Origin of the sequence: Georgenia alba (assembly GCF_042665525.1) — a bacterium.
Classification (GTDB): Bacteria; Actinomycetota; Actinomycetes; order Actinomycetales; family Actinomycetaceae; genus Allobogoriella; species Allobogoriella alba.
Genome location: NZ_JBHTCQ010000001.1, coordinates 1,326,128 through 1,349,311, shown reverse-complemented (window position 1 = coordinate 1,349,311; position 23,184 = coordinate 1,326,128). Strand labels below are relative to the sequence as shown.

Here is a 23,184-nt window from a genome sequence, read left to right as displayed (position 1 = left end):
TGTAGCGATCTGTGACGGGCTGCCCGGTCGGTGCCGCCGGGGATCACCGACGTGCCTCCGGCGCCTCAGGTGGTGGTCGGCTCCGCGCTCGACGTGGTCAGCGTCGGAGCCGCTGCCAGCAATGCCCTGGTGTAGGGGTGCTCGGGGTTGCCGAAGATCGTGTCCTTCGTTCCCTCCTCGACGATCTCGCCGGACTTCATCACGTAGACGTGCTCGGCGACCTTCTTCACGACCGGCAGGTCGTGCGTGATGAACACGTAGCCGACGCCGAGGCGGCGCCGCAGGTCGTCCATGAGCGCCAGGACGCCGGCCTTGACCGAGGCGTCGAGGGCGGAGACCGCCTCGTCGGCGACGATGATCCGAGGGTCGAGGACGATCGCACGGGCGAGCAGCACCCGCTGCCGCTGCCCGCCGCTCAGCTCGTGCGGGAACCGGTCGAGGAACTGCTCGGCCGGGGTGAGGCCGACCAGCTCCAGCACCTCGAGGACCTTGTCCCGGACGGCGTCACGGCCCCGTGCGACGTCGTGCAGCGCGGCGACCTCGCCGATGAGCGTGGCGACCTTCTTGCGCGGGTTCAGCGAGCCGGCCGGGTCCTGCAGGACGGCCTGGACGCTGCGGCGGAAGGCGCGGCGCTGCGCCGTGCCCATCTGCCCGAGCGGGACACCGTCGAACGCGACGGTGCCGTTCGTGGCGGGCAGCAGTCCCAGCAGCAGGCGGGCGAGCGTGCTCTTCCCGCTGCCGGACTCGCCGACGATGGCCACGAAGTCCCCGGGTCGGACCTGCAGCGTCGCATCGACGACGGCACGGACGGGCTTCCCGCCGCGCCGGCCGCGGAACGTCTTCTCCACACCGGTGGCCTCAAGAAGCATGGGCCTCCTCCTCCCGCGCCCAGGACGCACGGAGCGAGTCGGGGATCGAGTACAGGTCGACGCCGTCCTCGGTCAGGCTCCGCACGCTGCGCAGCAGCGCCCGGGTATAGGCGTGCCGCGGCCGCTCGAGCACGTCGCAGGTGGCGCCGGACTCGACGACCCGTCCGGCGTACATGACGTAGATCCGGTCGGTCATCCCGGACACGACGGCGATGTCGTGCGAGATGAGGACCAGCGACGTCCCGAGCTCGGCGACGGTCTTCTCGAGCGTCTGCAGCACGCGCCGCTGCACCGTCGCGTCCAGCGCCGTGGTCGGTTCGTCCGCGACGAGCAGGTCGGGCCGCTTGGCGATCGCGACGGCGATGAGCACGCGCTGGCGCATCCCGCCACTCAGCTCGTGCGGGAAACGCTCCGCCAGGTCCCCCACGTCCTCCAGGCCGGCGAGGGAGAGGAACCGGAGCGCCTCCTCCGGCCGGCCGTGGCCGGCCCGGCCTCGGGGGATCGCCTCGCGCACCTGTCGCCCGATCTTCATCACCGGGTTCAGATAGGTCAGCGGGTCCTGGAAGATCATCCCGACCGTCCGGGCGCGGACCTGGTCCCACGCGTGCGACGGGGCACCGACCATCTCCTTCCCGGCGAACCTGATCGAGCCCGCGACCCGCACCCGCGGCGAGGTCGGCAGCAGGCCGGCGACGGCGCGTCCGGTGACGGTCTTGCCGGAGCCGGACTCGCCGACGATGCCGACCCGCTCGCCGCGCCGCACGGTCAGGGACACGCCTCGGGTCGCCTGCACCTCGCTGCGAGAGCCGGTGGGCAGGTGGACCTGGAGGTCGGTCACCTGCAGCAGGGGCGTCCCGTCGTCCGCTCCGGTGCCGCCGGTGCCGGTGTCGTCGTGCTCCTGCCGGGCGCGGATGGTCGTGCTCACTTGACCTTCCCGATCTGCGGGTTGAGCGCGTCGTTGAGCGCGTCGCCGAGCATGTTCACCGACAGCACCACGAGGAAGATGAGGAGGCCGGGGGCGAGGGCGAGCCACCAGGCCTGGCTCAGGTAGGGCTGCGCCTCGTTCAGCAACGAGCCCCAGGTCGGCCGGTTGGCGTCGCCGACACCGAGGAAGGACAGGCCGGACTCCACGAGGATGGCGATGCCGACCATCATGGTCGTCGAGACGACGACGGGAGCCATGGCGTTCGGAAGGACGTCCGACCACAGGATCCGCGGGCCGGAGAAGCCTGCCGCCCGGGCGGACTCCACGTAGCCGAGCTGGGCGATCCGGGCTGCCTCGGCACGCATGATCCGTGCCACCCCGGGCCACATCGTGATGGCCATGATGGCGATGATCATGGTGACGTTCGCGCCGAGGAGCGCCGCTGCGACGAGCGCGAGGACCAGGCCCGGGATGACCTGGAAGAACTCGATGATCTTCACGAGCAGGGTGTCGATGACGCCGCCGTAGTACCCGGCGAGGCTGCCGATGACGACGGCGAGCGTCATGCACAGCAGCGCGACCGAGAACCCGACGATGAGCGACGTCCGGCCGCCGTGGAGCACCCGCGCGAGGAAGTCGCGCCCTAGGTGGTCCGTGCCGAATGGGTGCTCGGCGCTCGGCGGCTGGAGCACGGGGTTGCCGGTGGCGACGGGGTTCCCGGCGAAGACCGGGCCGAGGAACGCCACGAGGACCATCGCCAGCAGCACGGCGAGGAAGAGCACGGCCATCGGCTTGCGAAAGAAGATGCCCGCGGCCGACTCCCGCCGTGGCGCGGCGCCGTGCCCGGCGACCTCCGCCGTCGTGCCGGTTCCCGCGACGGTGTCGCTGCTCGGGGCGTTCATCCCGCCCTCCCCGCCGGGCGGCTGAAGCGTGCCCGCAGCCGCGGGTCCACGAGGCCGTAGGTGATGTCGGTGAGGATGTTGGCGACGAGGATCGTGACGGTCAGGACGATCGTCACCCCGAGGACGACCATGTTGTCCTTGTTGTTGATCGCCTCGACCATGAGCAGGCCCATGCCGGGCCAGCCGAACACGCGCTCCACCAGCACCGACCCGGCCAGCAGGGAGCCCACGCCGAGACCGATGATCGTGACCATCGGGAGCATGGCGTTCGGCAGGGCGTGCCGCCACAGCACCTGGTCGCTGCTCAGGCCCTTCGAGCGGGCGGTGTCGATGTAGTCCTGCGAGAGCGCCTCGATGGTCGAGGACCGCATGACGCGGGTCCGGAACGCGAAGTCGTTCGCCGCCATGCACACGACGGGCAGGATCAGGTACTGCCAGGCGATTCCGGGCTCGCCGTAGGCGTTGCTGCCCGTGGCCGGGAGCCAGCCGAGCATCACCGAGAAGACCGTGATGAGCATGAGGCCGAGCCAGAAGTTCGGGATGGAGAACAGGGCGACCGAGCCTCCGGAGATGAGGCCGTCGAGCCAGCGCCGCCGAGTGCGTGCCGCGACCGCGCCGAGGACGAAGCACACCGGCGTGGAGATGGCCATCGCGAGGACGGCGAGGACCAGGGTGTTCGCGAGCCGGCCGACGATGAGGTCCGTCACCGGCATCCGGTTGACGATGGACTCGCCGAGGTTCCCGGTGAGCACGTTGCCCAGGTAGGTGAGGTAGCGCTGCCAGACCGGGTCGTTCAGCCCGAACTCGGCGGTCATCCGCGCGCGGAACGCCTCCGACGCCGGGGCGTCGCCGAGCAGGGACCGCATCGGGTCGCCGGGGGCCAGCTCGAGCAGCACGAACAGGATGGTGACGACCACGAGCAGCAGGACGAGCGAGGACCCCAGCAGCTTGGCGTAGTGGATCAGCATCGATCGCATCGGACCTCGGCTCCCACGTGGATCGCTCCTTCGAAGAACCCTCGGGTCGGAGTGGTTCGGCCGGCGGACCACGGCTGTGTGGTCGCGTGTCTGCCCGGCTGGGTGCCAGCAATGCTGGCCACGCCGTGGGCAGGGCTCAACGGACATTCCGCGTCACGAAACGAACCCGCCGATTTCTTCCGTCACACGGAAGACGAGATCGGGGCAGTCTCCCGGCGCACGGTCAGGTGGGTGGCCGGTTCGGCCGGGTCAGCCCGTTCGGCCGGGTCGTCAGACGAGACCGGCCTGGCGACGGTTGAAGTCGATCGTGCGCGGGTCGAGGGCCGTGTCCTTCGCGCGGAGGGCGTTGGAGATCCGGTTGGCGGTCAGACGGACCTGGTCCACCAGCTGCCGCGGGTCGTAGTCGTCGGTCGTGTAGACCATGCCGACGGCGGTCTCCACCGTCCCGTCGACGCCCCGCACCGGTGCCGCCACCGATCCGGCCTGCATCGCCATGAACCGGTCGGCGATGGCGAACCCGTTCTTCCGGATCGCGCGCAGGGTGTTCCGCAGCCTCGCCTCATCGGTGATCGTGTACTCGGTGTACCGCTTGAGCGGGGTACGCACGTACTCGCGCAGGTACGCCTCGTCCGAGAACGCCAGCAGGACGAGACCGGTGGCGGTGACGTGCATGGGCAGCCGGCCGCCGATGCGATTCTCGCCCGAGTAGTTCGGGTGGGCACGCAGCGCCTCGAGGTACATGACGTTCATGCCGTCCGGCACCGACAGATGCACCGTCAGACCGGTGCGGCGGTGCAGGTCCACCAGGTGGGGCAGGGCGGTCTCGCGCAGCTGCAGCGCCTGCGTCGAGGCGGACGCCAGGTCCAGGATCTTCCGGCTGAGCCGGTAGTGCCCGGTCTCGTCCAGCTCGAGCCCGCCCCACTCGAGGACCTCCTTGGCGAGCCGGTGCGTCGTCGTGAGGGTCAGGTCCGCGTAGCGGCTGATCTCCGACAGCGTCAGCGAGCCACCGCCACGGGAGAAGGCGCCCAGCAGCGCCAGGACCCGGGCGGCCGCGGTGCGCTTGCAGCCGGCCGTCGCGCCCTGCTGCTCGCCGTCGTCGTGCGCGCGATGCGTGCCGCCGTCGTTCGTCCGGCCCGCGGGCTCACGGCCGTTGTCCACCTGGTCTGCGTCCATCGTTCCTGGCATCCCTCAGTTCATCGTCGAACCTCGAGGCGACGGCCCGGAGCCGTCGCGACCTTTCCCGGCAGGATAGCCCTGCCGGACCGCGGCGGTGCGACGTCTTCGACTGCACGGAAAGGCATGCCCTGGCGTACAGGATCGACGGCTCGCGCTCAGGTGAGGCGGAGGAGGCGGGCGGCGTTGTCACGCATGAGCAGGCGCGTGGTCTCCTCGTCGAAGCCGTGCCGCTCGAAGTCGGAGATCCAGCGCTCCGGCGTCAGCACTGGGTAGTCCGTCCCGAACAGCACCTTGTGCTTCAGCAGCGTCCGGGCGTACTGCACCAGGGTGGGCGGGAAGTACTTCGGCGACCAGCCGGAGAGGTCGATGTGCACGTGCGGCTTGTGCAGTGCCACGGAGAGCGCCTCGTCCTGCCAGGGGAAGGAAGGATGAGCCAAGATCACGCGGAGCTCCGGGAAGTCGACCGCGACGTCGTCCACGTGCATGGGGTTGGCGTACTTCAGCCGGATGCCCCCGCCGCCCGGGCGGCCGGCCCCCGCACCGGTGTGGCCGCTGTGGAACAGCGCGATCGTCTCCGTCTCCTCGATGGCCTCGTAGATCGGGTAGACGTCCCGGTCGTCCGGGTAGAACGCCTGGCTGGAGGGGTGGAACTTGAACCCGTGCACGCCCCGCTCCGCCAGCCGGCGTACCTCGCGGGCGGCTCGTCGCCCCCCGTGCGGGTCGACCGTGCCGAACGGGATGATCACGTCCGGATGCTCGGCGGCCAGGTCCACCAGCTCGTCGTTGCTCACCGTGGGCGGCTCGCCCGTTGCCCAGCTGGTGTCGACCGTGAACGCCACGCACATCATGTCGAGCTTGCGGTACGTGGCGGCGAGGTCGTGCACGGTGGGACGGACCATGTCCGTCTTGAAGTAGTCGGCCATCGCCTTCGCGTGCGCGGTGGCCTCCTCGCCGGCCGCCTCGCTCACCGAGGCCAGGACGTGGGTGTGGACGTCGATCGCGACGACGCTGTCGGGGAGGGCGGTCACCGTCACCACTGCTCCTGCATCACCCGGACGTGCTCGGCGACCTCGACCGGCATGCCGGTCAGGTCCAGCACCTCCTCCACCGTGAAGCCGGCGGCGACCTCCTCCAGCACGAACCCGCCGCGCTCCCGGCCCTCGCGCCCGCCGCCCCCGTGCGACTCGCCCCGGCGCCGCAGCAGCGCCAGGTCGGTGACCACGACGTCGGTGCACCCGGCCGCGGTGATCGGGTAGTCACACCGCTCCACGAGCTTCGGCCGCCCCTTGGAGTCCACGTGCTCCATCGTCACGACGACGGACCGCCCCCCGACCGCGAGGTCCATCGCCCCGCCGATTCCGCCACCCGGCCGCCCGGGGTGCGCCCAGTTGGCCAGGTCGCCGTTGCCGCCCACCTGGTAGGCGCCGAGCACGACGGCGTCGAGCCGCTTCCCGCGGGCGATCTCGAACGAGGTCACCGAGTCGAAGAAGCTGGCCCCCGGCAAGACCCCGATGAAGTTCCCGCCCGCGTCGTGGAAGTCCGGGTCCGCCTCGTCGATCCCGACGAACCGGCCGTAGCCGAGGATGCCGTTCTCGGCGTGCAGCGTGACCGGCCGTCCCTCCAGGAAGTTCACCGCCTGGTTCGGCAGGCCCGCCCCGAGGTTCACCACGGCGCCGTCCGGCATCAGCGCGGCGGCCCGGCGGCCGATCTCCTGGCGGGAGAGCGCCGGCTTGCCGTGGTACTCGCGGCGGGAGTCGGCCGCCCGGTTGGACCGCTGCGGCAGCTGCGAGACGTCCACCCGGGTGGTGGTCCGCACCACCCGGGAGACGAAGACACCGGGCAGGTCGACGTCCTGCGGCGCGAGCTCACCGACGTCGAGGATCTCCTCCACCTCGATGATCGCGGTCCGGGCGGCCTTGGCGAAGGCGTCGTTGAAGTTGCGTGAGCCGCCACGGAACTGGACGTTGCCGTACCGGTCCGCCCGGTAGCCGCGCAGGATCGCGTAGTCGCAGGTGATGGCGCGCTCCAGCAGGTGCGGGACGCCGTCGAACTCGCGGACCTCCTTGCCCTCGGCGACCGCGGTGCCGACGCCCACCGTGGTGTAGAAGGCGGCGAGCCCGGCACCGCCGGCCCGCATCCGCTCCACGAGGATCCCCTGCGGGACCACCTCGAACTCGAGCTTTCCGGCCACGATCTGCTCCTCGGCAAGCGTGGGCGGCCCCGGGCGGGAGGAGAAGGCCGCCACGAGGCGGGAGATCTGCTCGTTCTCGGCCAGCAGCTGGGCCGTGGGCGCGCCCTGCGAGCCCAGGCCGTTGCAGTAGACCGTCAGGCCCCGCGCCCCCTGGTCCCGGAGGGCCTCGATGAGGCTGGAGGGGAACCGGTGGGAGAGGCCGAAGCCGGCGATGGCCACCGAAGCGCCGTCGGGGATGTCCGCGACGGCGGCGGCCGGTGACTCGTAGACCTTGTCCGTGACCGGCCGTGCCGGTGCGTCGTGCAGCGTCACGGGTCTCACCCCTTCGCGTTGCGGACCGTCTTCGGGCCGGCCGCGCCGGAGTTGCCGCGGAAGGCGAACCCGCCGCCGTCGACCGCGAGGACCTGGCCGGAGACCCACCGCGCCTGGTCGGTGGAGAGGAAGAACGCGGCCGAGGCGATGTCCCACGGGTTGCCCTCGGTCTGCAGGGCCACGTTCTGCCGCCGCAGCTCCCGCATCTCCTCGTCCATGCCGCGCGAGGCGAACGCGCCCCAGATCATGCCGACCCGCACGCAGTTCACCCGGATGCCCTGCGGCGCGAGGCTGGCGGCCGCGCCGACGCTGAGCTTCTCCAGCGCGGTCTTGGCGATGGAGTACGGCAGGGCCGGGCCGCGTCCCTCGGCGGCACCGGAGGAGACGGTCACGATGGACCCGCCGCGCGGCATGTGCGGCGCCACATGCCGCATGAGCAGCCACGCGGACTTGCAGTTGAGGTCCATGGTGGCGTCGAACTGCTCCGGCGTGGCGTCGAAGATCGACATCGCTCCCCCGCCGCCGATCGAGGTGGCGGCGACGTCGATCCGGCCGAACCGGCCCATGACCTGCTCGATCGCGTCCGCGACGGAAGCGTCGTCGGTGATGTCGACGTCGAACGACGCTGCCGTCCCGCCGTCACCCTCGATGGCGTCCACCGTGCGCTGCCCGGCCGAGCGGTCACGGTCCAGGATCGCGACGGCCGCGCCGCTGCGGGCGTACAGCCACGCCATCGCGAACCCGACGTTGGGCAGGGCCCCGGACTGGCCGCCGCCGGCGACGACGGCGACCTTGCCCTCCAGCCACGGCGGACCCGCCGTCGCCAGCGGGTCCTCGACGGGCACGGGCCACGTCTCCTCGGTCATCTGTGCTCCTCTCGGCATCGTTGCCGACCTGGTGGGTGGGTGCGTCGTCCCGGGGCGGTGGTGTGGCGTCTGTGCTCAGCCACCGCCCGCCGGGGCGGGGCGGACCGGGAACGCCTTGCCGGACCACGTGGAGAAGACCCGGACCACCATCGACATCGCCGCGTTGCGGGAGCCGGCGACGACGATCGGCAGGCTGGCCGGGGTGTCGTCGGCGAACACGGGGTGGACGTGGTCTGGGTCGAAGGGCCCGTCGGGCAGATGGCTGAGCCCCTTGGCGACCGAGGCCAGGTGCCGCTCGGTGCGACCGCAGTGCGCCACGAGCCAGCTGCGCACGTCCTGCTTGGACATCCCGGCCTCGGCGAAGACCCGTGCGTGGTCGGGGTTCATCACGATGGCGACGGCGGAGTACCGGAAGATCCACGAACCGGAACGGGCGATGGTGTCGGCGAAGTCGCGCAGCACCTCCTCCGGGTCGTGGAAGTGGCGGTTGTCGACGAACTCGCAGGTCCGTACGAGCATCGCGCTGACCGCGCCCTGCCCCTCGGCGAGACCGCCCTCGACGGACAGCGGCTCCCACGGGCTGGACTCCTCGTCCTCACCGATGAGCATCGTCCACCGGCCGGGCAGGCCCTGCGTCGCCTGCTCCAGCGCGTGCGGCACGACGCCGAAGCTGTTCCGCACCGTGAGCCCGACGGCGCGCGGGATCGTCGCGTTGGGACGGAACCCCGGCCCGAGGACGCCACCGGTGGAGTTGATCCCGAGCTCGTGCCGCAGCGGCCCGTTGACGACGACGAGCGGCGCGGGCCCCGAGGTCGACTGCCAGCCACCGCCGAGGGCCGACCGCTCGGCCGAGAGGGCGTCCCACACGGCGAGCACCACCGGCAGATACTCGGGGCGGCAGCCCGCCATCACGGCGTGCGTGGCGACGTCGCGGACGGTGGCCTCGCGGCCGAGCTGCGGCAGCCGGGCGACGATCTCGTCCTCGTCGCGGTCCGTGTGCCGCAGGAACTCCCGGACGGACTCCTCGGTCGCGGGGACGAGCGGGAGCCCGTCGGACCAGCCCTGCTCGAAGAGGTACTCCGTCACCCGGGCCGCGGCCACCGGGTCGAGCTCGGAGGTCTGACCCGCGCTCGCGCTCACGCTGTGCTCCTTTCGCGTGAGCCCTGCGGTACGGTCTTCGGCTCCCGGCACACCTCGTACCTCGGCGTCCCTCCGCGGGGGCTCCTCGCGCTCACGCTGTGCTCCTTTCGCGTGAGCCCTGCGGTACGGGTCTTCGGCTCCCGGCACACCTCGTACCTCGGCGTCCCTCCGCGGGGGCTCCTCGCGCTCACGCGACCTCGCTGGCGGGCCGGCGCACGAGCAGCCGCTCGGCGACCCGCTCGGCGAGCTGCCCGGCGCGGTCCTCGATCCGCTCGTGCGTGAGGTTGGCGACCGGGTGCTCGGTGAGGATGAACGGGTACCGCTCGTCGCCCTTGAGCTCTGCCATCGCCCGGGAGGTGGCCTCGAAGGCGTCCGTGCACACGACCGCGGCGGGCACGCCGGCCTGCTCGAGCCGGATGCCGTCGGCCACGGCCGAGGCGCTGCACGAGCCGCAGTCGCCGACGCCGATGACGACGACGTCGCACTCCTGCACGAGCTCCTCGACCAGCTCCTCCGGCAGCGGCATGGCGAACTGGCGCTTGAGCTTCGGCACCATCGGGCCGGTGCCGTGTCGCTCGGCGAGCACGCGCCCGACCGCGTCGAGGATCTGGGCCGCGTTGCGCTTGCCGTTCTCCAGCAGGCCGACGCGCAGCCCCGCCAGGCTCTCCGGCCGCGGCGCGTCGCTGCGCGTGGCCGTGACGGTGCTGCGCCGGGTCGGGTCGATGATCCCACCGGTCATGACTACCCCCTCCAGGTCGTACGACCACTATGGAGGCGGCCCAGCGCGGCCTGCGTCAGCGCTTCCGTGACACGGAACAGTCCGGCGATCCGCTTCCGTGGGACGGAAACGCGCCGGGTTCTGTGCCGGGTTCTGTGCCGGTTCGTGCCCGAATCAGTGCTCGGCGGGGAGCACGACCCGCTCCAGGCCGTACGGCGTCGGAGCCAGCGCCTCGGACATGATGGCCTCCATGACGGGCTGCGGGACCAGGCAGTCCTCGCACGCCTCCGGCCCCGCGGCGATGGTCACCACGACCTTGTCCTGACTGCTCGGTGACCAGGTCAGCTCGTAGCCGTCCTTCGCGAGCATGTCGCGGAACTTCTGCAGGGCGTCGTCGACGGCCGCGGCGTCATTCGGCTCGGGCATGGCGGTCTCCTGGGATGCGGGTGGTGAGGTCACCAGGCAACCACGGCGGGCCCGGCCCGGGCACGGACCCTTTCGCAGGCCGGAAGACCGGTTCGGCAGGTCTCCTCCACCCCACGACGGCGCAGCGGGCAGGCGTAGAGTCGTTGCGGTGACTCCTCCTACGGCGGCGACCGTGGGCGAGCTCCGCAGCTCGGGGCACGTCCAGCGGTCGGTCCGAGACGAGATCCGCGACAACCTGCTGGCCGCCCTGCGGGACGGCCGGGACCCGTGGCCGGGGCTGCACGGCTTCTCCGACACCGTCCTCCCCCAGCTCGAACGCGCGCTCCTGGCGGGGCACGACGTGGTGCTCCTCGGCGAGCGGGGCCAGGGCAAGACCCGGCTGCTGCGCACCGTCGTCGGGCTGCTCGACGAGTTCTCGCCGGTCATCGACGGCTCCGAGCTCGGTGAGCACCCCTACGAGCCGATCACCCCGGCCAGCCGGCGGCGCGCCGCCGAGCTGGGCGACGACCTGCCGATCCGGTGGCGCAGCCGCGAGGAGCGCTACACCGAGAAGCTCGCCACCCCGGACACCGCGGTCGCGGACCTCATCGGTGACGTCGACCCGATGAAGGTGGCCGAGGGCCGCAGCCTCGGTGACCCGGAGACCATCCACTACGGGCTCATCCCCCGCAGCCACCGGGGCATCGTCGCCGTCAACGAGCTGCCCGACCTCGCGGAGCGGATCCAGGTGGCGATGCTCAACGTCATGGAGGAGCGGGACATCCAGGTCCGCGGCTACGTGCTGGGCCTCCCCCTCGACGTGCTCGTCCTGGCCACCGCCAACCCGGAGGACTACACCAACCGCGGCCGCATCATCACCCCGCTGAAGGACCGGTTCGGCGCCGAGATCCGGACCCACTACCCCACCGAGCTCGAGGACGAGGTCGCCGTCGTCCGGCAGGAGGCGCACCTGGTCGCCGACGTGCCCGACCACCTCCTGGAGATCCTCGCCCGCTTCACCCGCGGCCTGCGCTCCTCGAGCGCCGTCGACCAGCGCAGCGGCGTCAGCGCGCGCTTCGCCATCGCCGGGGCCGAGACGGTCGCGGCGGCCGCCCTGCACCGCGCGACCCGCCAGGGCGAGAACGAGGCCGTGGCCCGGCCGGTGGACCTCGAGGCCGCCCTCGACGTGCTCGCCGGGAAGATCGAGTTCGAGTCCGGTGAGGAGGGTCGCGAGGACGCGATCCTGGACCACCTCCTCCGCACCGCCGTCGCCGAGACGATCGGCACCCACCTGCGCGGCATCGACCTCGCCCTGCTGGTCGACGCGCTCGAGCACGGTGCCGTCGTCACCACGGGCGAGCAGGTCGGCGCCCGCGAGTTCCTCGCCGCGCTGCCGGTCCTCGGCGAGTCCGAGCTCTACGACGACATCGCGGCCAGGCTGCACGCCACCAACGACGGCCAGCGGGCCGGCGCGATCGAGCTGGCCCTCGAGGGCCTCTACCTCACCCGTCGGGTCGGCAAGGAGAGCGTCGGGGGCGAGACGGTCTATGGCTAGGACCAACCGGCGACTCACCCGCAGCGCCCGCTACCGGAGCTACACCGGCGGGCCGGACCCGCTCGCCCCGCCGGTCGACATCTCCGAGGCCCTGGACGCCATCGGCGAGGACGTCATGGCCGGCGCCTCCCCGGAGCGCGCCATGCGCGAGTTCCTGCGCCGCGGCGGAGTGGACCGGACCGGGCTGGACGACCTGGCCCGCCGGGTGGCCGAGCGGCGCCGCGAGCTGACCAGCCGGCACAACCTCGACGGCACCCTCAGGCAGGCGAAGGAGCTGCTGGACCGCGCCGTGCTCGAGGAGCGCAAGCAGCTCGCCCGGGACGTCGATCTCGACGACGCCGAGCGCGCCCTGTCCGAGATGCAGCTCGAGAGCCTCCCGCCGTCCGTCGCGGCCGCGGTCAGCGAGCTGAGCGACTACCGGTGGCACAGCAGCCAGGCCCGCCGGGACTTCGAGGCCATCAAGGACCTGCTCGGCCGCGAGGTCCTCGACCAGCGGTTCGCCGGGATCAAGGAGGCCCTGCAGAACGCCACCGATGCCGACCGCGCCGCCATGCGGACGATGGTCGACGACCTCGCCGAGCTCCTCGCGGCCCATCGGCGTGGCGAAGACACCCGGGAACGGTTCGAGCAGTTCATGGCCGAGCACGGCCGGTTCTTCCCCGACGACCCGACGGACGTCGAGGAGCTCATCGACTCCCTCGCGCAGCGCGCCGCCGCGGCCCAGCGCATGCGCAACTCGATGACGCAGGAGCAGCGTGACGAGCTCGACGCGCTCGCCCAGCAGGCGTTCGGCTCACCGGATCTCATGGCTTCCCTCGGCCGCCTCGACGCCGAGCTGCGTGCCCTGCGCCCGGGCGAGGACTGGACGGGCTCGAGCCGCCTCGACGGCGACCAGGGGCTGGGCCTGGGCGACGGCACGGGTGTCTTCCAGGACCTCGCCGACCTCGACCGGCTCGCCGACCAGCTCGCGCAGTCCTACGCCGGCTCGCAGCTGGACGACCTCGACCTGGACATGCTGGCACGCCAGCTCGGCCAGGATGCCGCTCTCGACGTGCGCACACTGCAGCGGCTCGAGCAGGCGCTGCGCGACTCCGGGGTGCTACGGCGCTCGGCCGACGGGCAGCTGAGACTCACCCCGAAGGCGATGCGGCGGCTCGGCCGGACGCTGCTGCGCGACGTCGCCGAGCGCATGTCCGGCCGCCCCGGCGCCTGGGATGTGCGGCGGGCAGGCTCGGCGGGCGAGGCCTCCGGCGCCAGCCGGGAATGGGCCTTCGGCGACACCGAGCCGTGGGACGTCACCAGAACGGTCACCAACGCCGTGGTCCGCACCGCCGCGTCCGGCGGCCAGACGGCGCACGGCGTGCGGATCGAGATGGGCGACGTCGAGGTCCAGGAGACCGAGGCCCGTACCCAGGCGTGCGTGGCCCTGCTCGTCGACACCTCGTTCTCGATGGCGCTCGAGGGCCGCTGGGTGCCGATGAAGCGGACCGCGCTGGCGCTGCACACGCTGGTGACCAGCCGCTTCCGCGGGGACGATCTGCAGCTCGTCGGGTTCGGCCGGTACGCCGAGGTGATGGACATCGAGCAGCTGGTGGGCCTCGACGTCGGCTACGAGAAGGGCACGAACCTGCACCACGCGCTGGCGCTGGCCAACCGGCACTTCCGCCGCAACCCGCGCGCCCAGCCGGTGCTGCTGGTGGTCACGGACGGCGAGCCGACGGCGCACCTGGAGGCCGACGGCGAGGTCTGGTTCGACTACCCGCCGGACGCGCTGACGCTCGCCCGCACGGTCCGCGAGCTCGACGTCTCGATGCGCCTCGGGGCCCGCACGACGTTCTTCCGGCTCGGCGAGGACCCCGGGCTGGCCCGATTCGTCGACTCGATGGCGCGGCGGGTGGAGGGCACCGTGGTGGCGCCGGAGCTGGAGGACCTCGGCGTCGCCGTCGTGGGCTCCTACCTCGGGGCGCGCGGTCCGCGGCTCTTCGGCGAGGACGAGCCCGGCCCGTTCGGCGGGCGGGGTTTCTGGGTCGGCTGAGGTCCGCCGTCGGGCCGTCAGAACGGCGGCCAGGGGATCGCGGGCATCTCGCCGCGTGGGGCGGGGAACCGCCGTGCCTCGAGCAGCCGTTCGCACCGCACGCCCAGCTCGATGATCTCGTCGTCGTCGAGCAGCTCCGCGAGGGCCTCGCCGAGGTCTCCCTCGAGTGCCGAGCGGACCCGTTCGACGCCGTCGAGCTCCTCGGGGCACAGCTCCTGGCCGGCCCATCCCCACAGGACGGTGCGCAGCTTGTGCTCGGTGTGGAAGGTCAGGCCGTGGTCGATGCCGTGGCGGTGCCCGTCGGGCATCTCCAGCACGTGCCCGCCCTTGCGGTCGGCGTTGTTCGTCACGACGTCGAGCACGGCCATCCGCCGCAGCACGGGTGAGTCCTCGTGCACCACCGACACCACGTTCTCGTCCGCGTCGAGCCCGTCCAGGACGTGGCGCCACCCGTCGGGCACCTCGCCGGCCGGGACCACGGCGACGGCCGGGTGCGCGCGGTCCGGATCGCGCCACAGCTGCACCATGCCCGAGCCCAGCGGACCGTCCCGCAGCCACGTGGGCGGTACCAGGTCCCAGCCGAACGCCTCCGAGACGGCGTAGGCGGCGACCTCGCGCATCGCGAGCGTGCCGTCGGGGAAGTCCCACAGCGGCCGCTCCCCCGCGACCGGCTTGTAGACGACCCGCACCTCGCCGATCCGGGCGGCGAAGGTGGCGTTCGATGCGGTGGTGATCAGCCCCTCGAGGCTCAGCTCACCGCTCGGGAGATCCTCCCGAGTGGCGTTCACGTGAGGTCTTCGGGCCGTGGGCAGACGTGGTTTCCGGGGTCCATCGGCGTGCCGCACAGCGGGCACAGCGGACGGCCCGCCGCGACCACCTGGTGGGTGCGCCGGGCGAACGCGCGGGCCGCGCCCACCGGGACACGGACCACGAAGACCTCCTCGGGTTCCACGGTCTCCGGGTCGACGTCGCCGAGCTCGGCGCCCCCGCCGTCGCCGTCGCCGTCGAGCGATCCGGCCTCGACGACGATCTGCGCGCTCGAGGGGTCCCAGCCGAGGCTCAGCGTGCCGACCCGGAACTGCTCCTGCACCGGCTCGTCCAGCGGCGCGGTGTCGGCGAGCGCCTCGGGGGCCTCGGCCGGGACGCTGTACCTGTTGCCGTCGCGGGTCATGAGCTCGTCGAGGATCTGGTCGATGCCCGCGGCGAGGGCTGCGGACTGCTCCTTCTCGAGGGCCACGCTGACCAGCTCGTCCCTGGTGCGGGCCTGGAGGAAGAAGGTGCGCGAGCCCGGCTCACCCACCGTGCCCACGACGAACCGGTCCGGCCAGTCGAATGCATGGAGAACCTGTGGCACGCCTCCATCGTAGGAGAGTCGCGGCGGCGTCGTCGCCGTCAGGAGGTCGGCGGCTCGTGGCCGGCTCCCCCGCCGACCTGCGCCTCCACAGGTTGCTCCTCCGGGCGCAGCCAGGACAGGTCCCCGGCCTCGGTGTTGGTCGCGACCACCTCGGGCCGGTCGGCCGTGTACCGCACGATCGACAGCGAGCCGGGCCCCACGTGGATCCGCTGCAGCGCGTCCAGGGGCATGCCGAACGCGTCCGCCAGGATCGCCTTGATGACGTCGCCGTGGGTGACTGCCAGCCAGGTGGCGCGCTCGCCGTGCTCGGCCTCGACGGCCGCGTCGTGCCGCCGGATCGCGGCGACCGTGCGGGCCTGCATGGCGGGGAAGGACTCGCCGTCGGGGAACGTCACCTGCGACGGCTCGCGCTGGACCCGCGCCCACAGGTCCTCCTTGGCGAGCTCGGCGAGCGGTCGCCCCTGCCAGGTGCCGTAGTCCTGCTCGGTGAGGTCCACCTCGACGGGCGCCGGGGGCGACCCGGGCTGCCGCTGCAGGACGGCGGCCGCGGTCTGCCGGCAACGCTCCAGCGGGCTGGAGACGACGGCGGCCAGCGGCACCTCGCGGAGCCGCTCGGCCATGCGGCCGGCCTGCTCGCGGCCCGCCTCGTCCAGCCCGACGTCGCTGCGGCCGGCGAGCACGCCGTCGGCGTTCGCGGTGCTGCGGCCGTGCCGGGCGAGGATGACGGTGGCCATGGCCCCGAGCCTACGGGCAGCGGCGCCGTCGGCCGGACGGCGGTTCCGTCAGTGGCCTGTCAGCGTTCCTGGACGGTGCTGAAGGAGGAGGGCCGGTCCCGGGGGGCGAGGCCGAAGATCTCCACGACGGCGGAGACCCCCGCGTTGTCCGCACCGGCCACCATGACCTGCACCGAGCCCGGCCCGGTCATGAGCCGCACCGTGTCCGGGTCCTCGCCCTGGCTGGCGGTGTCCGGCTCGGCGTCCGGGTGGTCGGCAGGCAACCGCCACCGGCTGTGGTGGGACAGGGCGTCCTTGCCCGCGGCCGCCAGGTCGGCGCGGGGCCGCAGCACCTGCTCGTAGACATGGCGGCGCACGTCGTCCTTGCTCCATCCGGCGTCGGCGAAGACCCGGGCGTGCTCGGGGGTCAGGACGAGCAGGGCGTTGGTGTACTCGTGGATGAGCGACCCGGTCCGCCGGATCGAGTCGGCCAGGTCCAGCGCGAGCTGCTCCGGCACCTGGGTGTGGCGGGCCTCGATGTGCATGACCGAGCGGATCACGAACGCGGTGACCACGCTCTCCTCGGCCGCCAGGCCGTACTCGGTGTGCAGCGGCGCCCACGGGCTCTGCTCCTCGTTCTCGCCGATGCACAGGGTGTACTTGCCCGGTGTGCCCTGCGTGGCCTGGTCGAGCTGGTGCGGCCGCAGGCCGAAGACGTTGAGCAGAGCCAGCCGGATCGCCCGCCCGATGGTCGCGTTGGCGCGGAATCCGGAGCCGAAGATGTTGCCGCGGGAGTTGATGCCGAGCCGCTCACGGACCGGGCCGTTGACCACGGTCATGGGCGCCGTGCCGGTGGTGGACTGCCAGATGCCGCGCCGCGGGTGCGGCTCCTGCGCGATGGCCTCCCAGGCGGCGACCACCACCGGGAAGTACTCCGGCAGGCAGCCGGCGAGACCCGCATTGATGGCGGCGAGCCGGACGGTCAGCTCGCGGTTGAGGTGCGGCACGGCGAACAGGACCTCGTCCGGGTCCTTGCTGGTGCGGGCGAGGAACTCCGCCAGGTAGGACTCGGTCACCGGCATCACCGGCAGGCCGTCCGTCCACTCCTTCTGCTGGTAGTGCTCCAGGACGCGGCGGACCTCGTCCAGGTCCACGGTGGGCGCATCGGTGGCGGATGCGTCGGTGCTGGACGCGTCGGTGCCGCTGGCGGCGGGGCGGGTGCTGACGTCGGTCATCTCAGTCCTCCACCCCGAGGATGCGGGCGATGTCGGGCATCGCCGCCCGGGCGCGGTCGCGGAGCTGGTCGGCGTCGAGGCTCGCGACCGGGTGCTGCACGGTGAGGAAGTCGAAGCCGGGGAAGCCCTGCACCTGAGCCATGGCCGCGCCGGACATCATGAAGGAGTCCGAGCAGATGCTCACGGTGGGCACGCCCGCGCGTTCGAAGAGGACGCCGTCGGCCACGGTCGCGGCCGAGCAGGAGCCGCAGTCCCCGACCGCGGTGACCACGACGTCGCACTCGTCGGCGATCTGCTTCAGTAGCTCGTCCTTGACCGGGGTGCCGAAGTAGTCCTTCGTGTACAGCCGGGTCTCGGCGACGCCGAACTGGCGCGTCATCTCCTCGCCGATGTTCTTCAGCAGCGTGGTCGCGTTGGCCTTGGTGTTGTCCAGCAGTCCCACCCGCAGCCCGCGCAGGGTGACCGGGCGCGGAGCGAGCGTGCCGTCCGCCGCCCGCTCGTCCATGCCGGTGGGGTCGAGCAGTGCCTCGCGTGCCGTCATCAGACGCCTCCTCGTGGTCAGCAGTGACCTGTGCCGACCAGGTAAGCACGTCCCGAGCGGCCCGCCGAGGCCGGTTTTCGCTGACCGGAAGGATCACCCGACCTGTCGCAACGCGGCACCACCCCGTGGCCGGAGCTCGGCGGGGGTCAGGGGAGGCGGACGGTGGTGCGGACGCCGTCCGGCCAGGTGACCGTGGCGTGCGGCTCGGCGAGGTGGACTCCGGGGCACGTGGCCACGTCGAGATCCTCCGCCCCGAACCCCACGGCGACGGCGTGCCACCCTTCCTCCGCGGCTCCGCCGGCCACGGGAACCGCGGCGTGCGGTCCCAGCGGCGAGGCGTCCTCATGGCGGCTCACCCGGGCGGTCGTGGCGCCGAGCAGCCCGACGACGGCGGAGCGCAGCCGGGGCTGAGTCACCAAAGCGGCCGGTGCGGGCACGCCCGTCGTCTCCGCATCCGGCGGCTCGGCGGCCGCAAGCGGCCAGCCACCCGCCTCCCAGGCGGTGGCGCCGGCGGTGAGGTCGTCCAGCCGGACGAGCCGGACCTCCCACGGTCCGCGCAGCACCGAGAGCACCGTCATCGTGCCCGCGTCCTCGGCGGCCCCGCGCAGCCCCGGACCGTGGGTGCGGGCCCCCGGCTCGGGCGTGACCCAGCGGACACGCGAGGTCGAGGCGGCCACCGCGGCCGACCCGTCCGCCTCGACGCGGACCTCGAGCGGCGTCATCCCGGCACGGTGCGAACGCCGGCCGGCGGAGTCGAGCAGGACCACCGAACCGTCCACCGGGTCGGTCCAGGAGGCGTCGTCCAGGAGCGGGGCGGTCGACGTCGAGTAACCCAGCCGGGCGTAGATCGGGGAGTCCGCCGCCCGGCTGCCCGGCACGTCCTTGTCGGTGCCGTGGTTGACCACCCGCACGATCCCGCCGTGGTCGGAGAGGAGCCAGGCGGGTGAGGTGATCGCGAGCAGGCTCTCCCCGCGCTCGGCCGGCAGCGGCACGTCCTCGGCCGTCCACACGGGGTGGTCGGCCGGCAGCGCGACGCCGAGCAGGCCCTTGCTGGCCCAGTACGGCGAGCCGACGCCGGAGTACGGCTGGGCCATCTGGCGCCACTCGTCGAACCAGCCGAGGGTCAGCAGCCCGCGCTCGTCCGGCGCGCCGCGGTCCACGAAGTGGCCGACGACGGCCGACGCCGCCCGCCGCAGCTGCCCGAGTGGCACGGTCTCGACCTCGGCCAGGGCTCCCACCCAGTACGGTGCCGCCGCGGCGAACCGGTAGACGAGGCTGCGGCCCTGGATGAGTGGTCCGCCGTCGGCGCCGACCAGGTGGACGGCGTTGGTGAGGAACTCCCCCAGCCGGGCGCGGTCGGTGGCGGCGCGCGGCGCGGCGAGCTCCTCGGCGCCGGACATGCGCGCCCACAGCGTCGGGTAGAGGTGCAGCGCCCAGCCGACGTAGTGGTCGTAGTTGCGCCGCCCGCCGTCCGTGAGCCACCCGCCCTCGCGGACGAAGGACTCGTGGGTGGCGAGGTCGGCCTCCATGTCCTCCCGGGACCAGGGCCCGCCCACGGACTTCAGGAACGTCTGCACCACGAGCCGGAACCAGACCCAGTTGTTGACCGGGTAGCCCCGGTCGCCGACGGCCTCGGCCAGGTAGTCGACCACGCGCTCCTGCTCCCCGGGTGCCAGGCCGTCCCAGATCCACGGCCGGGTCATGTCCAGGATCAGCGCGATCGAGGCGGCCTCGACCTTCGCCTGCCCGTGCTCGGACAGCCGCACCCACCGCTCCGGCGAGTCGGGGTCGGTGCCGGTGACCAGCCCGCGGGCGTACCGGCCGGCCAGGTCGGCCGGGTCGGCGCCGCGCTCGCCCGCGAGCCGGAACCCGGCGAGCAGGAAGGAGCGGGCGAAACCCTCCAGGCCGGCGACGTCCGCGCCGTGCGGGCCAGGGATTCCGGGCGGCAGGATCCGCGCACCGCCGGGAGAGGCGTACGGGACGAGGGCCTCGAGCAGGCGGTCGGCGAACGCGAGCCAGTCGGCCCGCTGCCATGCCACGGCGTTCATGCACTCACCTTCGCGTCGTCGGGTCGGAGCAGTCCGTGCAGGGGCTCCCCGCGCTGCCAGCGGTCGAGCTCGTCGAGCGCGTGGTCGCTCATCCGGCGGGTCTCGCTGCCGAGCGACCCGGCCAGGTGCGGGGTGATGACCACGTTGTCCAGGCGGTGCAGCGGGGAGTCGGCGGGCAGCGGCTCGGGCTCGGTGACGTCGAGGATCGCGTCGATCCGGCCGGAGGCGCAGGCGTCCAGGAGCGCGTCGTGGTCCACGAGCGCTCCGCGGGCCGTGTTGATGAGCGTGGCGCCGTCGGGCATCAGGGCGAGCTCCCGGGCACCGATGAGGTGCCGGGTCTCCGGCAGCGACGGCGCGTGCAGGCTGACGATGTCGGAGGTGCGCAGCAGATCCTCCAGGTCGGTGAGCCGTCCGCCGAGCGCGGTGACCTCGGCGGGGTCGGCGTACGGGTCGCTGACCAGCACCTGGCCGGTCTCGATGATGTCGAGCAGCCCCATGACCCGACGGCCGGTGCGGGAGAAGCCGACGATGCCGATGCGGCGCCCGCGGCCGGACAGGTCGTGACGGCCGCGTGTCTCCACCCAGTTGCGCTGGGGGTCGCGGCGGGCGAGGAACGGCACCTTCTTCGCCGACAGCACGATCATCGCGAGGGTGTACTCGGCGACCGGCACGGCGTTGACCCCCGCGGCGGTGCTCACCACGATGCCGCGGTCGTGGACGGCGTCCGGCACGATCCCCCGCACGCTTCCCGCACAGTGCAGCACCGCACGCAGCCGGGGTGCGGCGTCGAGGATCTCCGGGGTGAGGGTCGGCGCTCCCCAGGAGGTGAGCAGGACGTCGGCGTCCGCCAGCCGGCTACGTGCCTCGGGCGACGTCAGCTCGGTCAGCAGCACCGGCTCGCCGACCTCGGCCACCTCGCGCAGCCGGGTGAGCTGTTCCTCGCCGAACTGCGCCTGGAAGGTCCATGGGGCCATGACGAGCAGCGCTGTCGGCCTCACCGTTCTCTCGCTCATCCTGCCCTCGTCGTCCTCGACCGCCGCCGGCCGGACCACACCTGACCCGGTGGGGTCCGACCTGACCGGAAATGATCGTGCCGCCTCGTCGGGGTCGGACCCGACGTTACGGTCACAATCGATCATCGTCCGGCCGATCGTGGCGGTCGGGTGACGCACCGGAAGGACCGCGAGGAGGCGGGATGGGCACGAGCGGCACCACTCCCCTGGCCCAGGCCTGGGGCGAGCAGGCGACGACGGAGGCGTTGCGGCAGTCTCTCCGTCCACCGCCGGGGGCGTTGCCGGTGCCGCCGGCCACCGACCGGGCCGCGTGGGACCTCGACGGCGGACTGGTCCACGCCGGCACGGTGCGGCAGGTGGTGGACCGCGCCGAGGCGGACCGCGGGACCCCGTGGCCGCAGCCCCGCGCCACGCTCTGGGCCGACTACGTCCGCACCGGTGACCGGGTGCGGTACGAGCGTGAGGTCTTCGGCCGCCAGCAACGCCTGGCGCGGGCCGCCGTCGCGGCCGCGGCGACGGCGGACGAGGCCTGGCTCGACGAGGTCGCCGACGGCGTGGTCACCCTGTGCGAGCAGTCCACGTGGTGCTGGTCCGCGCACGACGACGCCCACGGCCGCAAGGGCTGGTTGGTGCCGGACGTGACGGACCCGTACCTGGACCTCGGTGCCGGCGAGGTGGCCGGCCAGCTCGCCTGGGTCGACCACCTGCTCGGTCCGCTGCTGGACGAGCGCGTCCCGGGCCTGCGGGCACGCGTGCGGCACGAGGCACGCCGGCGGGTCCTCGACCCGTACCTGGACCGCCGGGACTGGTGGTGGCTGGGGAACGGGCGGCCGGTCAACAACTGGAACCCGTGGATCTGCGGGAACGTCCTGCTGGCGGCCCTGGTGCTGGTGGACGGGCAGGACGAGGCGCAGCTGCGGGCCCGCCTGGTGGCGCAGACCGTCGCCGACGTCGACGTCTTCGTCGCGACGCTCCCGGCGGACGGCGCCGTGGACGAGGGCAGCTCGTACTGGTGGGAGGGGATCTGTCGGCTGCTGGAGATGCTGGACGTCCTGCAGCATGCGACCGGCGGCCGCCTGGACGCGGCGGGCGTGCCCGCGCTGCGGGAGTCGCTGGCGTTCCTGCACCGCATGCACCTCGGCGGCGGCTGGTACCTGGCGTTCGCCGACTCCAGCCCGCGGCCGACCCGCGCGCAGCCGTGGGATGTCCCGCACCGGTGGGCGGTCCTGCTCAGGGACGAGGACGCCCGCCGGCACGCGGCCGCCCACCGGGACCCGGCCGGGCCGGTGGCGGGCGAGGGTCGGGGCCTGGGCCGGCTGCTGCGTGCCGTCGCCGACCCGGCCTGGGCCGGCGCGGCCGGGGAGCACGCCGAACCGTCCGGCACCGTGTGGCTGCCGTCCGTGCAGGTGCTGCTCACGCACGCCGCGACGGGCGCGCACCGCCTGAGCCTCGCCGTCAAGGGCGGTCACAACGGCGAGAACCACAACCACAACGACGTCGGCAGCGTGACCGTCGCGCTGGACGGCGTCCCGGTGCTGGTGGACCCGGGGCGGCCGACCTACACGCGCCAGACGTTCGGTCCGGACCGGTACGAGCTGTGGCCGATGCAGAGCCGGTGGCACAACGTGCCGCTGGTGCGCGGGAGCGGCCAGGGCGTCGGTGCGCGGTACGCGGCGTCCGCCGTCGGGCTGGTCGACGACGAGCCGGCCGACGGCCGTGCGGGCCTGGCGCTCGACCTCGCCGGCGCGTACGGCCGGGAGGACGTCCGGTCGTGGCGGCGCCGCGCCGTGCTCGACGGCGAGGTCGTCACCGTCACCGACGCGTGGGACCTGGCTCCGGCGCCGCGTGCCGGGGGCGACGGCGACCCTGATGACGACGGCCCGACGCGCCTGCACTGGATGGTCGCGGGGACCGTCCGGCTCACCGGGGCCGGCCGTGCGGAGGTGGAGCCGCTGGAGGGCGACGGCCGCCTGGTGCTGACCTGGGAGCCGGCTCTCGAGGCGACCGTGGAGGCCAAGGACCTGGACGACCCGTACCTGGTCGAGCCCTGGGGGCCGCGGCTGACCCGGCTGGCGCTCGACGCAGACGTCGGTCCCGAGGGCGGGCAGGGCTCCTGCGCGCTGCGGGTCGAGGTGCGCTGACCGGGCGCGGCGGAACCTCAGACTCGTCGCGGGTGGATGCGGGTGCGCATCCACCCGCGCCCAGCCCC

The 23,184-nt window shown here is 73.0% G+C and carries 21 protein-coding genes; 3 read left to right on the top strand and 18 right to left on the bottom strand.

Annotated elements, in window-relative coordinates:
- Window positions 1–65: 65 nt before the first annotated feature.
- The 11 genes from ACFQQL_RS06290 to ACFQQL_RS06240 form a co-directional block, all read right to left on the bottom strand.
- Window positions 66–869 (bottom strand): ATP-binding cassette domain-containing protein, encoded by an 804-nt coding sequence (locus ACFQQL_RS06290; RefSeq protein ID WP_382392367.1) that lies wholly within the window; start codon window positions 867–869, stop codon window positions 66–68.
- Entirely contained in the window at window positions 859–1,794 is a 936-nt protein-coding gene (locus ACFQQL_RS06285; protein ID WP_382392365.1) for an ABC transporter ATP-binding protein, read from the bottom strand. Before ACFQQL_RS06285 ends, ACFQQL_RS06290 begins: the two co-directional genes overlap by 11 nt.
- Window positions 1,791–2,696: an ABC transporter permease gene (locus ACFQQL_RS06280; protein WP_382392363.1), complete on the bottom strand. Its 906-nt coding sequence runs from the start codon at window positions 2,694–2,696 to the stop codon at window positions 1,791–1,793. Before ACFQQL_RS06280 ends, ACFQQL_RS06285 begins: the two co-directional genes overlap by 4 nt.
- Window positions 2,693–3,673 (bottom strand): ABC transporter permease, encoded by a 981-nt coding sequence (locus tag ACFQQL_RS06275; protein WP_382392361.1) that lies wholly within the window; start codon window positions 3,671–3,673, stop codon window positions 2,693–2,695. Before ACFQQL_RS06275 ends, ACFQQL_RS06280 begins: the two co-directional genes overlap by 4 nt.
- Before the next feature lie 270 nt (window positions 3,674–3,943).
- Window positions 3,944–4,846, bottom strand: coding sequence for an IclR family transcriptional regulator (locus ACFQQL_RS06270; RefSeq protein ID WP_382392359.1), 903 nt, complete (start codon window positions 4,844–4,846; stop codon window positions 3,944–3,946).
- Window positions 4,847–5,004: 158 nt separating this feature from the next.
- Window positions 5,005–5,883, bottom strand: coding sequence for an amidohydrolase family protein (locus tag ACFQQL_RS06265; protein ID WP_382392357.1), 879 nt, complete (start codon window positions 5,881–5,883; stop codon window positions 5,005–5,007).
- Window positions 5,880–7,352 (bottom strand): 3-oxoacid CoA-transferase, encoded by a 1,473-nt coding sequence (locus tag ACFQQL_RS06260; protein ID WP_382392355.1) that lies wholly within the window; start codon window positions 7,350–7,352, stop codon window positions 5,880–5,882. The genes ACFQQL_RS06265 and ACFQQL_RS06260 overlap by 4 nt, the downstream gene beginning before the upstream one ends.
- Before the next feature lie 5 nt (window positions 7,353–7,357).
- The gene (locus ACFQQL_RS06255) at window positions 7,358–8,218 is read right to left on the bottom strand and encodes an SDR family NAD(P)-dependent oxidoreductase (RefSeq protein WP_382392353.1); all 861 of its coding nucleotides are present in this window, start codon (window positions 8,216–8,218) and stop codon (window positions 7,358–7,360) included.
- 75 nt (window positions 8,219–8,293) lie between these two features.
- Window positions 8,294–9,358, bottom strand: a complete 1,065-nt coding sequence (locus tag ACFQQL_RS06250) for a hypothetical protein (protein WP_382392351.1) — start codon at window positions 9,356–9,358, stop codon at window positions 8,294–8,296.
- A gap of 187 nt (window positions 9,359–9,545) precedes the next feature.
- Window positions 9,546–10,097 carry a UGSC family (seleno)protein gene (locus tag ACFQQL_RS06245; protein WP_382392349.1) on the bottom strand — a complete coding sequence of 184 codons (552 nt, stop codon included), beginning with the start codon at window positions 10,095–10,097 and terminating at the stop codon, window positions 9,546–9,548.
- Between the two features lie 153 nt (window positions 10,098–10,250).
- Complete coding sequence (locus tag ACFQQL_RS06240) at window positions 10,251–10,502, bottom strand: hypothetical protein (RefSeq protein WP_382392347.1); 252 nt, start codon at window positions 10,500–10,502, stop codon at window positions 10,251–10,253.
- A 148-nt stretch (window positions 10,503–10,650) separates the two neighbouring features.
- Here ACFQQL_RS06240 and ACFQQL_RS06235 point away from each other — a divergent pair, with 148 nt between their 5' ends.
- Complete coding sequence (locus ACFQQL_RS06235; RefSeq protein ID WP_382392345.1) at window positions 10,651–12,036, top strand: MoxR family ATPase; 1,386 nt, start codon at window positions 10,651–10,653, stop codon at window positions 12,034–12,036.
- Window positions 12,029–14,071: a hypothetical protein gene (locus tag ACFQQL_RS06230; RefSeq protein ID WP_382392343.1), complete on the top strand. Its 2,043-nt coding sequence runs from the start codon at window positions 12,029–12,031 to the stop codon at window positions 14,069–14,071. Before ACFQQL_RS06235 ends, ACFQQL_RS06230 begins: the two co-directional genes overlap by 8 nt.
- A gap of 17 nt (window positions 14,072–14,088) precedes the next feature.
- Here the strand turns inward: ACFQQL_RS06230 and ACFQQL_RS06225 are convergent, their stop codons facing one another.
- From ACFQQL_RS06225 to ACFQQL_RS06195, 7 genes are all read right to left on the bottom strand, one after another.
- Window positions 14,089–14,859 (bottom strand): SCO1664 family protein, encoded by a 771-nt coding sequence (locus ACFQQL_RS06225; protein ID WP_382392341.1) that lies wholly within the window; start codon window positions 14,857–14,859, stop codon window positions 14,089–14,091.
- Window positions 14,856–15,425 (bottom strand): DUF3090 domain-containing protein, encoded by a 570-nt coding sequence (locus tag ACFQQL_RS06220; RefSeq protein ID WP_382392339.1) that lies wholly within the window; start codon window positions 15,423–15,425, stop codon window positions 14,856–14,858. Before ACFQQL_RS06220 ends, ACFQQL_RS06225 begins: the two co-directional genes overlap by 4 nt.
- A gap of 38 nt (window positions 15,426–15,463) precedes the next feature.
- On the bottom strand, window positions 15,464–16,159 hold the full coding sequence (locus ACFQQL_RS06215) for an MSMEG_4193 family putative phosphomutase (RefSeq protein ID WP_382392337.1): 696 nt from the start codon (window positions 16,157–16,159) through the stop codon (window positions 15,464–15,466).
- A gap of 59 nt (window positions 16,160–16,218) precedes the next feature.
- Window positions 16,219–17,373, bottom strand: coding sequence for a hypothetical protein (locus ACFQQL_RS06210; RefSeq protein ID WP_382392335.1), 1,155 nt, complete (start codon window positions 17,371–17,373; stop codon window positions 16,219–16,221).
- Between the two features lies 1 nt (window position 17,374).
- A complete protein-coding gene (locus tag ACFQQL_RS06205; protein WP_382392333.1) occupies window positions 17,375–17,914 on the bottom strand; it encodes a UGSC family (seleno)protein in 540 nt (179 codons plus the stop codon).
- 146 nt (window positions 17,915–18,060) lie between these two features.
- Window positions 18,061–19,962, bottom strand: coding sequence for a DUF2264 domain-containing protein (locus ACFQQL_RS06200; protein ID WP_382392331.1), 1,902 nt, complete (start codon window positions 19,960–19,962; stop codon window positions 18,061–18,063).
- On the bottom strand, window positions 19,959–20,975 hold the full coding sequence (locus ACFQQL_RS06195) for a hydroxyacid dehydrogenase (RefSeq protein ID WP_382392329.1): 1,017 nt from the start codon (window positions 20,973–20,975) through the stop codon (window positions 19,959–19,961). Before ACFQQL_RS06195 ends, ACFQQL_RS06200 begins: the two co-directional genes overlap by 4 nt.
- A gap of 182 nt (window positions 20,976–21,157) precedes the next feature.
- Here ACFQQL_RS06195 and ACFQQL_RS06190 point away from each other — a divergent pair, with 182 nt between their 5' ends.
- Window positions 21,158–23,116, top strand: a complete 1,959-nt coding sequence (locus tag ACFQQL_RS06190; RefSeq protein WP_382392327.1) for a heparinase II/III domain-containing protein — start codon at window positions 21,158–21,160, stop codon at window positions 23,114–23,116.
- The last annotated feature ends 68 nt before the right edge of the window (window positions 23,117–23,184 follow it).